The sequence below is a fragment of the Chitinophaga sp. LS1 genome, assembly GCF_034274695.1.
In the GTDB taxonomy this organism is placed as follows: domain Bacteria; phylum Bacteroidota; class Bacteroidia; order Chitinophagales; family Chitinophagaceae; genus Chitinophaga.
On record NZ_CP128362.1, the window covers coordinates 7,480,231 to 7,494,910 of the forward strand.

Genomic DNA, 14,680 nt, shown 5'->3' on the forward strand with positions numbered 1-14,680 from the left:
AATGATAAACATAATCTATCAGGCCACTTACTGTCAAATCGTTCTTGATAAGACCATTTGAAAGATTTCAAGTTTTCTGCAGGCTCCCCGGGACAAGTTTCTAGCCAGCGCTCGGAAACAAGGAAGGTCCATCATTCCTGATGAACCTTCCTTACAATTAGTACTTCACAACCTTTTTACTCAAAACTTTGTCACCAATCGTAACATTGACAATATAAAGCCCGGCAGGCAATGCAGACAGATTAAACTGCTGACCGCTGTAAATCTTCCGGGCCGGACTCACCAATGTTCCGGATGCATTGTAAATACGCATATAAAGCTTTTCTTCTTTTGTAGCAGCCAATTTTATCGTTATCATGCTTGTAGCAGGGTTTGGATCTACAGAAAGTGAGGACGTAGTTTCTGCGGCAACAGCAGCCGCACCGGCGGTGAATGCCCACTGACCATTTATCTGTCCGATATTTGACCATTGATGTACCAGTCCTCCGCCTGAAACACCATTTACCTGCAACACCTTTCCGCTGTGTTTAGCAATAATCTTATAGTAACCGTCTCCGGTAGCAACGATGATAAAATTCTGATGACTTTCAACCGGATCATGATATGGGTGCTGAATTACATTGGCACCATTTAAAAGAGAAGCGGCATTTACATCCAGCGATTTGCTGCTGTGTTTAGCGAGGATCTTATAATTACCATCGCCCAGATGTGTAAAGATAAACTGCTGGTTGGCGTTACCATTATACTCAGAGTGAATGACACTGGCACCATCGGCAGTAGATGCTCCGTTTACATCCATCTGTAAACCACTGGCCCTGTTCTGTATAAAATACGTACCTGAGAGATTGGTAAAGCCATTCGTCAACACACGTATAGAGGTCGTTTTATCATGGAGTGCAGACCAGGTAATACAGTTATTATTTGCAGTCAGCGTTTCTGTCTGACCAGTAAAGTTATCATCTGCATACAGAATTACTTTATATCCTTCGGCTACTACCAATGATGAAATCGCATCATCAGGTATACCTTTTGCATTCATCTGCGCCAGGGTATAGTTGCCTACAGGGAGACTGACAGCAGTTCCGCTGTAATTACAATCTACATAAGTGATCACCGGATCTGTACTACTAAATGGCAAAGCGGTGAACTCCCAGCTTCCCGGACTCACTTTAAACTGTACAGATACATCATTCTGCTGAAAGAACGTAACACCACTCACGCCACCTAAGAAAGTACCATTTTTCCATACGGTTACACCTCCTACCTTAATCTCAGAAATAAGGGTGGACAATACATCTTTTGGAACACTTACAATGGCAGTGGTGCCTGAAGGAGATGTGAGGCTTTGTGTAAAACCAGTGCTGCCAAGAGAGAAGCTGGCGATGATATTTCCTTTCACACTGGGTACTACGCCAGCAAATTGCGTAACGCCTCCCGGCTGTGGAGCAAATGTAAACTCAACATAAGCAGGCTGTGTAGGACGGATACCCAGGAGGTAAGCACTCATCACATACAAGGGACCGGCAGACCATGCATGGTTATTACTGGAATATCCTGCATTACTGTTACTTTCTGTAAAATCTTCCCACAGGGTAGATGACCAGCTATTGATCATCGGTGTAAAACGATTCTTCATGCGTGTAATAGCAGCAGTTGGGTCCAGCTTAAACAGGTTTTCTTCAACGTACATTTCCTGGTATGGACCTGCATCATTTCTGTTTTTCAAAACACTCAGCGCACCGGCTTTCTGCTGATCATTGGCCAGTCCGGTAGATAAAGCCCAGGCATTACTTCTGTCATCAACCAAACGGGATGACACATTGCTGGACATATAGGCACGTGATGCGCTGTTCCAGAAATAATTATTGAAGTTGTTCTTCACCTTTGTCTGCAGTCCCTGGTAATAAGTCGCATCGGCAGTCTGGCCTAAAAGGTTTGCCGTATTAATAGCGGTTTCCAGAACAGAGATATAAAGTGCGTTGAACACCGTATTGGCACTGCCTACAGGTACGGGATCAATGTTAGTACCCCAGTCAATCCAGTTCCATGCATCATTTTGCAACAGGAGCATACCGTCAGCATTAGAGCTGGCTACACAAAACTGGATGTATTTTTTCAATTGCGGATAGATTTCCTGTAACAAAGCTCTGTCTCCGCTATACATGTAGTACTTCCAGATCATGGCAACTGCGGCCAGGTTCTGATCAGGCAGATGAAAGGAGGTACCTGGTGCTGTAGTATAGAGGGAACCATTTCCTTTCTGTGTATTCATCAATTCGCGGAAAGCTTTGCGTGTCAGTTTATTTACACTGGTATCGTATAAATAGAATGAGTAGAGGATTTGTTCAGATACATCTCCCCACCATTGGCCACGTTCACGGTCAGGACAATCATAGTACTGATCACGCATACATACTTTGGACGTGTTTTTAGCCTTTGTCCACAAAGTATTTAACGATGCATCAGAAGAATTAAACTGGCCGGTGATATCTACATTATAGCTGGACTCTCTGTATTTCAGACCCAATATCTGTACTGTCCCTGTTACGTTTGAAAACTCGTAGGTAACGGTATGATTACTTGAGTTCTGCCATGCAAAACATTCAAATTCCTGATCACCGGCTTTGGTAATATATTCCTGCCAGTAATGCCTGTTTACAGTAATTTCTATTTTCACGCCTGCAGGGGCATTTACGTGCAAATAGGGACGCAACTGTATATTGGTACCAACAGTTCCGGTAATGGTCGTATTAGCTGTAACAGAGGCTGGTATTGAATTCTGATAATTGCTTAATTCAGCCTCTCTCCAGAATGGGATACCGCGGGGTACGAGTGAATTCCAGGGTGCAACTGGGGGGAGACCTTTCTTTACGGCTGTGGCCCATGAGGCATCGTTAAAACCTGCGCTTGTCCAGCCGGCGGGTTCATTTGCGGCATCATAGGAAACAGGGAATGCAATCCATTTGTAATCCTGTCCGTTCAGAATTAATTGAGTGGTAGCTCCAAAAGAAGGATGCACGCTGTACTTCCAGGTATCATCTGACACAACTACGGAACCGGCATCAAATAATAAACCGCCATTGCCGACAGCCCGTTCTGAATAACCATTCTGTCCTCCTTTATACCATACCAATACGGCAATGGTATTCTCACCAGCCTGCAGATAGGGTGCAATATCTACTTCATCATAATAGGTATTCACCAGATCAGGACGAATAGAGAGCCCACCATCTTTTACCACCAGCTGATTATTTACATACAGCCAGTACTTATTTTCTGCGGCAATTTTAGTGAGTGCAGAAGCGGGTTTGGATGCAAGGCTTAGCTTTTTCCTGAAAGCGATCCAGGTGTTTGCCGGACCAGCATTGGGGGACCAGATCCAGTTGGCCGTTCCCTGTGAAGGGGGAATCATGCTGACAATAAAAGAGGTTACCTGGTCATTCCATTCAGTACCAATCCATGTAGAAGATGCAGTGGAACTAAAGGATTTTCCGGTAAAATTATCATCCGCAAAAAAGGTAATCTGATACCCTGAAGGGATGGAAAAAGAGGAGAGGCCATCATCCGGGAAACCGGCCGCATTCATATCTGCAAGCCTGTAATTTCCAACGGGGAATGAGATAGCGGTGCCTCCATAATTAATATCACTGTATAGTACCACTTGGGCATGGGTGGCTAACGTACAGACCAGCAATAACAGCATTATTGTTTTTTGCTTCATAGGTTATTGATTTTGAGGGTTTATTGGTAAAAACGTGAACTACAGATTATAGGATTTCATAAGGGAAATTGACTTAAGCCTTGAAAAGTAAAAATAAAATTCCGATTAACTGTCCTTAGCTGTCTATGATCTTATATGGTATATGATCGATTCAATGATAGCTGATGCTATCCTTGCATTAATTTAAAAGCCTGAAAAGTGAGGTAACAAATGAAATTCAAGGAGTTAAGGGAGTATCCCCCTGACCTGAGATCGTCAATATTATGTAAGCCATGAAAAAACCATTTGGTTTCAAACGCAAAAAAGCCTCGGGATTTATCATCTGAAGGCCTTCAATATCACCGGCTGTACCTTTTGCTATTCCCTTTTCGCTTCCAGTACAAATAAAAACCTGTAAGCGAAAGGATCCCGGGGGTCAAACCTATAATCACATACATCCACCGTAAAAGAAGACTGTCAAATTCGCCAACATGCAACCTTTTAAGCATCCAGTAAAAACGGTCAGAAAATGGCTTTTCTTCAATCCGATTAATCAGCTTGAGCTGGTTTGTATTAGCATCAAAATAAAGGTCACTCCCTTTTCCTTTATAAAGGGGATTTACGGTGGATGAAAAAGCTCCACTTACAATAACATCTTTTTCTTTGTCAGCCGAAACCATCATCGCAACAGGCGTAAACCCAACCACTTTCCCGGTATTCTCCAAAATGCTGTCAAGGTTTCCTTTGATCATGACGGTTTTATTTTGATAAGGAACGATTGCCCATTCAGCTGGCAGGAAAAGCGACTTATTCATCCAGAAACCAGTAAAGAACAGGATAAAATTAAACACCAGGCTCCATACACCCACTATCCTATGTAGCGATGAAAAAGTCGATGTGCTTTTCCCAAACTTAAACTTCACCTGGAATGTGACCACCTTAATTATTTGTTTCCTGTAAATGATGAAACCTGTTATGATGCTAATGATAAATAAAATGGAAATAATTGCTGTCATCAACCGTCCGGGTTTATCAATCTGGAAACAATAATGAGCGGAGTATAGCCACCTGAAAAAAGAAGTCTGAAATGAACGGAAATTTCCCTCCCTGATAATTTCACCAGTATAAGGATTGACAAATACACTATACAAATAGTTATCAGTAGTTTTCTGCTGATATAGATACAGCATAAATTCATAGCAGTCTGATGCCCTTTCAGGAAATTGTCTGACCATCATTCTGCGTATATGGGGGTGTTGTAGCAGTACCTTTCTATATAATGAATCTAAAGAAATTCGTTTGCCAGCTGCAGGTACACTAATCTGATGCAGATCCTTGCACCACGATTGCTCAATTTCTTTCTGGAAAACCAACATACTGCCGGACAATCCAAAAAAAAGGTAAAGCAGTCCCAGCATAAGACCGAGCCAGCTATGCACTTTAAATGATAGTTTGGTGAACTGCTTTACCTTCATATTAAATTTTGAACTGATTAAAAATGCATTTTTACAGATAGTATACACTGACGTAAAGCTCCGGGGCTGATAAAGCCACGCCCGCCATAATAATACTTTTTGTTGAATAAGTTATCTGCCGTAAATGCCCAGGTAAAACGGCTATGCTCATAGCTGATCATACTGTTGCATACGGTATACTCATTCGTATAAAATTGTCCGGCAGACTTGCTATTAATAATCAGATCTCGACCTACATAGTAGCCTCCAAATCCAACGGACAAACCACTGACAGGTCCATTTGAAAATCGATAATTTGCAAACCAGTTAGCTGACCATTCCGGACCGGAATTAACAGGTCTTAAGCCCTGCGTATTTGCATCTGCCAGGGTAAGTTTACTATCGTTATATGCGGAACCGGCATGAAGGTACAATCCGCTGAGAGGTTGCACAGTAAGATCGGCTTCCAGCCCCCTACTATATTGTTTACCATCCTGTATGTAAAGGGTATTGTCATTGGGATTAGTACGGACAACATTCGTCACATTGATATCATAATAACTGAAGGTTGCATTTATTTTTCTGTTCCTGGTAGAAATTTTTATGCCCCCTTCCAGCTGATTACCATATTGTGGCTTAAAATTCATAACAGTACCATTTGTTTGTGATGTTGGTGCTACGTTTTGAAAGCCATTCATGTAATTAATGAATACAGTAAAGGTTTGTGGAATCAACTGATAAGTAATCCCCAATTTAGGCGAAAATGCTGTCTGGTCATATTTCCCGGACACAGTGCCTGCATTCTGATCTAATGTACCTGGATTGTTTAGATGATCAACTCTTGCACTTAGTGTAATGGATAGTGCTTCTATTGGGTTTATAACATCCGATAAATAAGCGGAATAAATATTTTGTTCTGATTTAGTCCGGTAAGGGGTAGAACCACTTAGTAAGTTTAATAAATATGGTTCAGACAACTTCGCAGCACTGCTACCGGGGTTAGTGATGGCCACAGTATCAAAATTCTTTCCCAGACTACTATAATCAGAAAGATAGATATAGTGGTAATAGTCCAACCCTGCAACTAAACGGTTCCGCCAGTTGGCTATCCTAAAATCCCCAATAAAATTCTGCTGGATTTGCTGGCTAATTATATTTTCCGGATTATAGTATAGCATTTTCCGAGCTACGGCTGTATTGTTTTGAACTAACGTATTGGTCTGGTAGGTGCCATCAGAGGAACCATATACACTTACAAAATTTGTTTCAGACCTCCATTGATTTGAGATGGTGTAAATTGCCTTGCCATAGAGATTCAACCCTGTAGTTCTCCAAAGCAGGCTATTATCCGTATATGATCTTTTGTAGTCCAGGTGCAAAGCTCCGGAACTTTGAGCGTTCGTCAATACACCATTCACTAAAGGATTAGAAGGAGTAAGCAATGTACTATTGGTAGATGTTCGTCTCTCAAATTCAGCCTCCAGCTCAAGTTGTAATCTCGGGGTTACTTTATAAGATAAGCTGGGGGTCAGAAAGATATTCCTGTATAATCCGGCATCCTGAAAGCTTTCTTTATAGGTATAGGCACCCATCATACGAAATAGTACATCATGGCTGGAATCCAAGGGTGTGTTTATATCCATTGTCACTCTCTGGAAATTGTTATTACCGCCTGCAATTTCAATATTGGTAAAGGTAGCATCTTCCGGTTTATAGGTAATGCTGTTAACAATCCCACCAAATACAACATTCGCACTACCAAACAAAGTACCAGCTGGTCCTTTTATAACATCTAACTGTTTTATATTGATCGTTTCACTGTTATAGGCCAAAAATGCATTTAACCCATTCCTGAAATTGGACCTTGTTCTAAAGCCTCTGATAGTGATATTAGGAGCGATACCAGCCCAGCTTGGCGTTACGCCAGCCACATTATTAAGTAGCGCGGATTGCGTATAATTATTCCGGTTTGAGATCAATTTTCCGTTTACTGAATTGACCACCTGTGGGTTTTCACAGTCCTTTATAGGAAGTCTTGCAGCCTGAAAGCTCGAAGAATCAATGGCTTTGATGTTTTTCGTACTGATCGTAATTGTGTCTAAATCTTTTTTACCATATTCCTGAGCGATTACGCTGGTAGGAAACAAGGCAATAGAAATCAATATAATTAGCGTAATTTCTTTCTTCATGTTGTTCAATTAATCATTGTTTTCATGTCCACGTAATAATGCACTTATGCACTATTAGAAATTATCAAAAGATATGATCTAATAAAGCATTCCTTAAATAGATGAATGATAATAATATTATGCGCAATAAATCTATACTATATGCGCTGCGTGTTATGATTATTACATTGTAGCATATTTCATCCAATACTGCTCTCCTTAATATCTTCCAACGTATGAAGCAGGATCTTGCATAAACCCATCTTTACATCCCTTACTACAAAATCCATATATCTTGCCATTATAATGTACCGTATCCGTAACTCCCATATTTAATGGCATTCCACAGAATAAGTCTTTCGCATTATCAAATTTGATGTCTTTGTAGGAAGTTACCGGATGCAATACTTTTTCCATTCCCATATCATACATGGAGCGCATTGCATTTACAATAGAAGTATCAGTGTTATAATCACTACCACCTTTAAATATCGGTTGTGGATCATATTCCAGATCAAGCATAATCGCTTTGGTATAATTCTCACCTCTGATCTCATTGATCAACGCAAGACCCATATCCATTCCGGCAGTAATACCTGCACTTGTCCAGTATTTACCGCTTCTGACATATCTTTTTTGTTGCACTTTAGCCCCAAATTCATCAGCCAAGATCTTCTTTCCCCACCAATGTGTTGTAGCATCTTTACCATTTAACAGACCTGTTGCACCCAGAATCCAGGCGCCTGTACATACACTTGTAGTAAATACAGAGGATGAGTCTATCGACTTTATCCAGTTGAGCAATGTTGTGTCTTTGGTTAATTCATAAGTCTCTTTAAAGCCACCTGGAATTACAAGGATATCTAAGTGCTTTACGTCAGCAATCGTAGTATCTATTTGTACCTTCATACCTCTTGCATCTGCTATCAAACCTCTATGCAAACCAACAAAAAAGACATTTGTTCCCATCAGCTCTCCCAATACATTATAAGGTCCCATCGCATCTAAAGTAGAATAGCCATCATATAATAAGATACCTACTGTCCTGACATCTATTTTGGGTTTTGGAAACATTTCCGCCAATTGCTCGTCGTGACTTTTTGTGGACCGGGCAGTTTCTTCTATTTTGTTTTTGCAGGATGCAATAGTCATCACTATTGCAAAAGCTATCATAATTTTTTTCATTGACTATTTTTAAAATGAATGACTGGTTTAAAACCGTGCACTTAATGTAACACCATATGTACTGGGAGATGACATAATAACATTTCTACCAAAACTACTATCAGCGCTACCGTATAAGAGATACCTTTCACTGGTTAAGTTCTGGCCCCAAAAGAACAACCCATAACTATTATAATTTAATCCGATTCTGGTATTTACCAGGGTATAAGTAGGTTGTTTGATAGAATTTTGCATATCAGCATAATATTTACCTATATTTCTGATATCTCCATGAACCACCGTTTTTAATTTTTTCGTTATTCCAAACTCGTATTGTGCACCCAGATAGATGGTATGGCCTGGCGTGTTAGACAAACTATTGCCGGCTACCTGTGTTTTTGTTTCTACCCCAGTGGTATAATCTACTCTGGTCAATTCAAAGTCTTCATATTTAGTTTTATTCAAACCAACACTACCATCTACCTGCAAACCTTTTACAGGTATAGCAGAAACTTCTAATTCCAGACCCATGGACTGTGAATTACCAACATTCTCCAACGCATAAGTAAATGGGGAAACGATGTTACTCATCTGCATATCTTTCCATTTAATGAGGAATGCTGATGCAGCTATACTGACCTTATTTTGTGCAAGGCTAGTCTTATACCCTATTTCAAAATTATCAGAGTATTCAGGATCGAATGTTTGCTTTGCGTTAGTACTTGTTGTAAATCGCTGTGCATTGATGCCTCCTGCACGGAAACCGCGATTATAAGTAGCATATACATTCGCATGATCATTTACGGCATAGCTAAGAGCAAGTTTGGGCGAAAAAGCAGAATAAGTACCTTTGGCTGTGGTATCAGCAACATAGTTTGTTACTTCTCCATTTACCAGTACAGCATCACCAAAACCGTTGAATGTTGACTGCCTGTTTTCATAGTCATAACGCAAACCAACAGTGGCTTTAAATTTATCTGCCAATTGATAGCTCAGCTCTCCAAAACCAGCCAGTCCATAGTTTTTAGCATCGTTCCTGGAAATGATGTATGAACCTGTGGCCAAACCATACGCTGCAGCATCAGACTCTGATAATTCATAGACATTATCCCCACCATGGCTTTTCTGTGAAAAACCGTAAATGCCTGCTGTATATTGGAACCTTTTATCATTATTGGAGTTAATGCGTACCTCCTGACTATAAACTACCTGTGGTGGTAATAATTCTCCCGGTTTCTTATCATAAAAGGAACTATAATACCCCGGGAAATAAATGTCCTTATATCCCATACGGATATTCTGGTAGGCAGAAATTGAAGTGAGCGTAAAGTTGTTACCTGAATATTTAGCCACCAGGGAGTTATTGAATATATTTCTTTGATCTTGTCCAATTCTTCCAAGATTCAATTTATTTGGATCAGCAAATCCGACGGAGTCATTAAATTGCGATACCATATAAGTAGAATTATTACTCCAGTCCCTTTGCCCTTTAATGTTCAGTGTAAGCATCAGGCGACTTGAGGGCAACCATTTTAAAAATAAATTACCATACAGATTTTTCGTACCACCCAATTTTTTCCCGTTTATACTACCATCTGTTGCGCCGGTCCCGGTAGTATCATTTATATAAAATCCATCCTTTGTTTGAAACAATCCGGTAAATCCAAAAAATAATTTGTCTTTCACAATTGGCGTCTTAAAGCCAGCACTATAGCGTTGCAGACCCTGATTTCCTACTCCTGCTTCGACAAAGCCCGATGTTTTATTGGTAGGTTTTTTAGTGATGATATTCACCACGCCTCCCATTGCATTCCGTCCAAATAAGGTTCCCTGAGGGCCTCTCAATACTTCAATTCGTTCTATATCTGTTAAAGCTGAACCATTGGCCAGAATATCAAGGTTATTGACATCATCTATATAGGTAGAAACAGCAGGGTTTTCACTGAAAGCCTGGATACCTCTGATCGATTGAATTTGTTCGTAGGCAACACCCAATTCCTGATAAGCATAATTAGGTACTAAAGCGGCCAGATCACCCAGGCCCCATATACGGTTATCTTCTATCTTTTTTGCAGAAAGGGAAGTAATTGAAGTGGCGACCTTCATAATATCTTCTTCTCTTTTGTTAGCCGTTACGACAGCCTCACTTAATTGACGGTTTTGCTCAGTTAATGTGATATTCAGTTCTATTGCTTTGTTAGCAACCACCTTTGTCCCGATAAGTTTTGTTGCAAAACCCATAGCGCTAATACTTAATTGATATGTTCCAGGTAAGATGTTGGCAATTTTAAAATCCCCTTGCTTATCGGTAATAGTTGATTTGTTTGTATTTAAAATGGTAATAGTGGCTCCTTCAATGATATTACTATTGGCGGATTTCACTGTACCACTGATGGATTGTCCCTGTAGATCCGTGAATAGAAACAATCCAAGTAATATGCATACGATTTCTTTCATTTTTATTTATTGAATGCACAGTTTTTTAGTGTTGATATATTACTATCAACACTATTTATTTTATAGTGCATAGAAAAAATAATTCCCGTATTACAAGTAAAACATATTTACCGGAATAAGCGAATTGATTCAGTAAGTTTTAATAGCGGAGTGTCTAAATAAAAATGGGAGGTTTCAGTAATCTTTTATCGATTAAAGGCTGATATAGGGAAGTCTTATTGGGAACAAAGGGATCTGCTAAAAATTTGTTTTCGTGAGAAATTTCTACAGGTATCATTGGAAAACCAGGCTGAAAAACAAATAGCTCATTCTTGCCAAAAGCATCAGCAAGTGCCTGCTCCTGTTGCTGTTCATTTTGTATCTGCTTCTTTAAATAACAATGCCCATTGCAATGCATCATTGGCTTGTCTTTGTTGATACAAAATTGCGCTGTAATTGCCTTTTGATTAATATAGAAGTTTAAAAGGATAATACTTTTGCTAAAGGTTGTAATAAAAATCGCAACCATTGTTAGAAAAAGGACTATATGTTTAAAGCAATGGTTCATGAACAGTTTTGCTGGCAATTGACGAGCAAAAGTAAACATATTTTATATACTCTGCCGCAAAAAGGTGAAATAGAAAATATTTACAACAAATAAAAAATATCCATGATAAAGGTTATTTTTGCCCCAAAATCAGGAATTGGCAATTTTTAAGCAAATATCAGTATTCTTATTAATGACTGCCCTTATGGCCCAGTCATTAAACAAGGTGCTTATTGTGTTTGATTATTACGCCAACACAGCCACATTTGCCGAAAAATGTGAAAATAAGGCCCGCCCTTCTATGCATTGTAATGGTAAGTGCCAGATGATGAAAAAGCTAAAACAGGAAGAAAACCGGGAAAATAAAGCCCCGGAAAAAAGAAGTGAGAACCGTGATGAGCTTGTTGTCTCGAATTACCCCCTGTTTACGCTGAATATCAATTTACCCGTAATTGTTGCACAGGAATACATTATCAATAATGATAGTACAATTGTTAAAATGCCCCGTTCCTGTTTCCATCCTCCTTCCTGCTAATTGATTTATGCTTCGCTGTTATGCCATGTAAGTAATTTACATGTGCTATGTATTTCCGATCACCCAAAAAATATGTATGAAACATTTGTTAAGTTCTGTATACAACAGGATCAGGGCTAGCTATTTCTACCCGGAAATGAAACAACTGTTCCGGTTGGCTATGGCAGTCGCATTTTTATTCTGCATCTACAATTACGGAAAAATATTGTTTACTGAACAAGGCAGTGTGTGGTCAGCCGTGTTTATGCTGGCCGTAGTGCTCGCATTGGTGATCAGAATTTACTTCCGGATTATGATCATAAAGTATCATGAAAAAGATATTCATATCAGGCTGTTTGAAAACATACAGGACCGTGTCTAACCTTTAATAACTTCTATGCCAGTTATCAATTACCAGTGGGATTAGGAATAGGCGCCGGAGGAAATTATGCCTCCCGTAATCTGATCATTAATAATACAACGAACGGCCAGTTTTACCTGGATAGTTATACGCTTATCAATGCATCGCTATTCTACAATCATGCACGATACAGGTTTGCTATTACAGCTGATAATATTGGTAACAAGGCTTATTATACAGGTGGTTCCGGCACCTTTACTCCCGGAATGCTACGTAGATTTGCAGGTAGCATAGCAGTGCGATTCTAATGGATGAAAGGTATGCTGCTCCTGGTAGCAGCATACCTTTAAATTAATTCTTATGAAGACAGGAGTACCAATAGTATTATTTATCGTTATTATCAACGGGTTGATTTCCTGCCACCTTCAACCAAAGCGATTACCTATCCTTGGCGATGCTGATTATAGGCAGCATCCAATCACTGGTAAAACAGATACCATCTATCCGGTTATTGCAGACTTTAGACTTACGGATCAGGATAGTAATCTGATCACAAACAGTACGTTTGACGACCGGATATATGTTGCCGATTTTATTTTCCTCTCCTGTCCAACCATTTGCCCTAAAATGACAAAGGAAATGCTGAAGGTATACCATGCCTTTGATGATAATAAACATGTGAACTTTATCTCACACACAATAGACCCGGAATATGATACAATTCCACGCCTGAGATCTTATAGCACATCCCTCGGCGTACAGACCGAAAGATGGCATTTTGTTACAGCCCCTGCAGATACTATTTACAAGCTGGCAGCTTCCTATTATGCAACCGTATATCCTGATAGCACTGTGCCTGGAGGCTTTACACACAGTGGAGGCTTTTTATTGATAGACAAGCAAAGGCATATCAGGGGAGTTTATGATGGCACCGATACCACCGAAACCGGAAGATTGATCAGGGACATTCATGTACTGTTAAAAGAACGTATATAAGTATACATATTGAAGAAGCTCGCAGCCATATTACTTATCTTTTCACTATTCATTCAGACAACTGCCAATGTCTGGCTGGTAGGGCTGTTTTATTTGAAACGGGACTATATTGCGACCAACTATTGTATAAACCGGTTTGACAAAATTCCTGTATGTAAAGGTTCCTGCTTTCTTGAAAAGCAATTGGAGAAAGAACAGGAAAGAGAGAAAAGAAATCTGGAACTTAAACAAACCCCAGTTACTCTTTGGGTGCATGTCATTCAGACAACAGGACAGACATGCCCTATTGCTATTATTAAAAATAATTTCCCCGATATCAGCATCGATCTATTAACCGGTATTAAATATCCTATCCTGCGCCCCCCTATCGCCTGATCCTTTCTACATATTTTTTTTGATCACCAATTAGTACCCATGATAGTTATGAGGGAGTCAATCCCGGTTTACTCATTAGGTACTTTTGGCCCGGACTCAAATGATTTCCGTATAGACAGACTTTCTTTTCTGTTACAGCAATATCCTTTCCTGGAGCATCTGTACAGGCCATCTTATTATATGCTAATATGTATATGGGAGGCCGTGGGATGGGTGACTATTGATAATGAAAAAATCAATGCGGAAGGGCCAAAAGTAATATTTGTAAAACCAAACAACATCTGTTGCCTGGATTTAAGTAACCTGGCAACTGGCTTTATTGTGTGCTTTACAGATAATTTTTTTTCATTGAGGTATAATAATAATGTGCTGCACAGATTTGCGTTCATGACACAGCATGCGTCAATAACAACAAGAATCAGTCATGAACAGACAAATAAATGGGATAACCTTTTACAGCAGATTCTGGATGAGTTTGAAAATATGCTCGAAGGAAAAAACGACCTGCTAAGATCTTATCTCAATATCCTGTTACACGAACTCGACCGCACTATATTTAAATTACCTGTTAAGGAAGAAAAGAATATAAAGCATGCAAAAATCATCCGGTTTGAGCAACTGGTAGAAGATAACTATGCACATCACCGGCATCCTTCTTTTTATGCAGATCAGCTACATATTACAACCAATTACCTGAATAAGCTCTGCCATGAGTTTTATCATATCACCAGTGGCAGCCTGATAAGGGCACGGATTGTGAAAGAAGCCAGCAGACTGCTGCACCATACCTCTCAGTCTGTAGCTGAGATTGCATATGAACTGGGATTCGAGAGTGCATCTTACTTCAATACATTTTATAAAAAGGAAACCGGCATGACACCGGAAAATTTTAGAAAATCAAAAACATTCAAATCATGAACAACAATAACCAAAAAACTATAGGATATATCTATTTCATCAATCGC

At 39.7% G+C, this 14,680-nt stretch carries 12 protein-coding genes; 6 read left to right on the top strand and 6 right to left on the bottom strand.

Annotation, left to right across the window (positions count from 1 at the left end; translation table 11 throughout):
• Positions 1-157 precede the first annotated feature (157 nt).
• The 6 genes from QQL36_RS30570 to QQL36_RS30595 form a co-directional block, all read right to left on the bottom strand.
• Entirely contained in the window at positions 158-3,721 is a 3,564-nt protein-coding gene (locus QQL36_RS30570; RefSeq protein WP_321567880.1) for an RICIN domain-containing protein, read from the bottom strand.
• Between the two features lie 338 nt (positions 3,722-4,059).
• On the bottom strand, positions 4,060-5,175 hold the full coding sequence (locus QQL36_RS30575) for a PepSY-associated TM helix domain-containing protein (protein WP_143709070.1): 1,116 nt from the start codon (positions 5,173-5,175) through the stop codon (positions 4,060-4,062).
• Between the two features lie 17 nt (positions 5,176-5,192).
• Complete coding sequence (locus QQL36_RS30580; protein WP_321567881.1) at positions 5,193-7,343, bottom strand: TonB-dependent receptor; 2,151 nt, start codon at positions 7,341-7,343, stop codon at positions 5,193-5,195.
• A gap of 198 nt (positions 7,344-7,541) precedes the next feature.
• Positions 7,542-8,507: a DJ-1/PfpI family protein gene (locus QQL36_RS30585; protein WP_321567882.1), complete on the bottom strand. Its 966-nt coding sequence runs from the start codon at positions 8,505-8,507 to the stop codon at positions 7,542-7,544.
• 27 nt (positions 8,508-8,534) lie between these two features.
• The gene (locus QQL36_RS30590) at positions 8,535-10,943 is read right to left on the bottom strand and encodes a TonB-dependent receptor (protein WP_321567883.1); all 2,409 of its coding nucleotides are present in this window, start codon (positions 10,941-10,943) and stop codon (positions 8,535-8,537) included.
• 154 nt (positions 10,944-11,097) lie between these two features.
• Positions 11,098-11,529: a hypothetical protein gene (locus QQL36_RS30595; protein ID WP_083729150.1), complete on the bottom strand. Its 432-nt coding sequence runs from the start codon at positions 11,527-11,529 to the stop codon at positions 11,098-11,100.
• A gap of 145 nt (positions 11,530-11,674) precedes the next feature.
• Between QQL36_RS30595 and QQL36_RS30600 the strand changes: the two genes are divergently transcribed.
• The 6 genes from QQL36_RS30600 to QQL36_RS30625 all read left to right on the top strand — a co-directional run bounded on the left by QQL36_RS30600 (position 11,675) and on the right by QQL36_RS30625 (position 14,633).
• On the top strand, positions 11,675-12,004 hold the full coding sequence (locus tag QQL36_RS30600) for a hypothetical protein (protein WP_143709072.1): 330 nt from the start codon (positions 11,675-11,677) through the stop codon (positions 12,002-12,004).
• 76 nt (positions 12,005-12,080) lie between these two features.
• Complete coding sequence (locus tag QQL36_RS30605; RefSeq protein WP_143709073.1) at positions 12,081-12,365, top strand: hypothetical protein; 285 nt, start codon at positions 12,081-12,083, stop codon at positions 12,363-12,365.
• A gap of 35 nt (positions 12,366-12,400) precedes the next feature.
• The gene (locus QQL36_RS30610) at positions 12,401-12,652 is read left to right on the top strand and encodes a TonB-dependent receptor (protein ID WP_083729156.1); all 252 of its coding nucleotides are present in this window, start codon (positions 12,401-12,403) and stop codon (positions 12,650-12,652) included.
• A 52-nt stretch (positions 12,653-12,704) separates the two neighbouring features.
• Positions 12,705-13,340: an SCO family protein gene (locus QQL36_RS30615; RefSeq protein ID WP_083729158.1), complete on the top strand. Its 636-nt coding sequence runs from the start codon at positions 12,705-12,707 to the stop codon at positions 13,338-13,340.
• A 9-nt stretch (positions 13,341-13,349) separates the two neighbouring features.
• On the top strand, positions 13,350-13,715 hold the full coding sequence (locus QQL36_RS30620) for a hypothetical protein (RefSeq protein WP_083729161.1): 366 nt from the start codon (positions 13,350-13,352) through the stop codon (positions 13,713-13,715).
• 48 nt (positions 13,716-13,763) lie between these two features.
• On the top strand, positions 13,764-14,633 hold the full coding sequence (locus tag QQL36_RS30625) for a helix-turn-helix domain-containing protein (protein WP_179091295.1): 870 nt from the start codon (positions 13,764-13,766) through the stop codon (positions 14,631-14,633).
• Positions 14,634-14,680 lie beyond the last annotated feature (47 nt).

Bases quoted from the DNA above. Each gene is read 5' to 3' on its own strand.
- QQL36_RS30600 (WP_143709072.1), top strand. From the start codon at position 11,675: ATGGCCCAGTCATTAAACAAGGTGCTTATTGTGTTTGATTATTACGCC.
- QQL36_RS30615 (WP_083729158.1), top strand. From the start codon at position 12,705: ATGAAGACAGGAGTACCAATAGTATTATTTATCGTTATTATCAACGGG.
- QQL36_RS30590 (WP_321567883.1), bottom strand. From the start codon at position 10,943: ATGAAAGAAATCGTATGCATATTACTTGGATTGTTTCTATTCACGGAT.
- QQL36_RS30585 (WP_321567882.1), bottom strand. From the start codon at position 8,507: ATGAAAAAAATTATGATAGCTTTTGCAATAGTGATGACTATTGCATCC.
- QQL36_RS30580 (WP_321567881.1), bottom strand. From the start codon at position 7,343: ATGAAGAAAGAAATTACGCTAATTATATTGATTTCTATTGCCTTGTTT.
- QQL36_RS30570 (WP_321567880.1), bottom strand. From the start codon at position 3,721: ATGAAGCAAAAAACAATAATGCTGTTATTGCTGGTCTGTACGTTAGCC.
- QQL36_RS30595 (WP_083729150.1), bottom strand. From the start codon at position 11,529: ATGTTTACTTTTGCTCGTCAATTGCCAGCAAAACTGTTCATGAACCAT.
- QQL36_RS30625 (WP_179091295.1), top strand. From the start codon at position 13,764: ATGAGGGAGTCAATCCCGGTTTACTCATTAGGTACTTTTGGCCCGGAC.
- QQL36_RS30575 (WP_143709070.1), bottom strand. From the start codon at position 5,175: ATGAAGGTAAAGCAGTTCACCAAACTATCATTTAAAGTGCATAGCTGG.
- QQL36_RS30605 (WP_143709073.1), top strand. From the start codon at position 12,081: ATGAAACATTTGTTAAGTTCTGTATACAACAGGATCAGGGCTAGCTAT.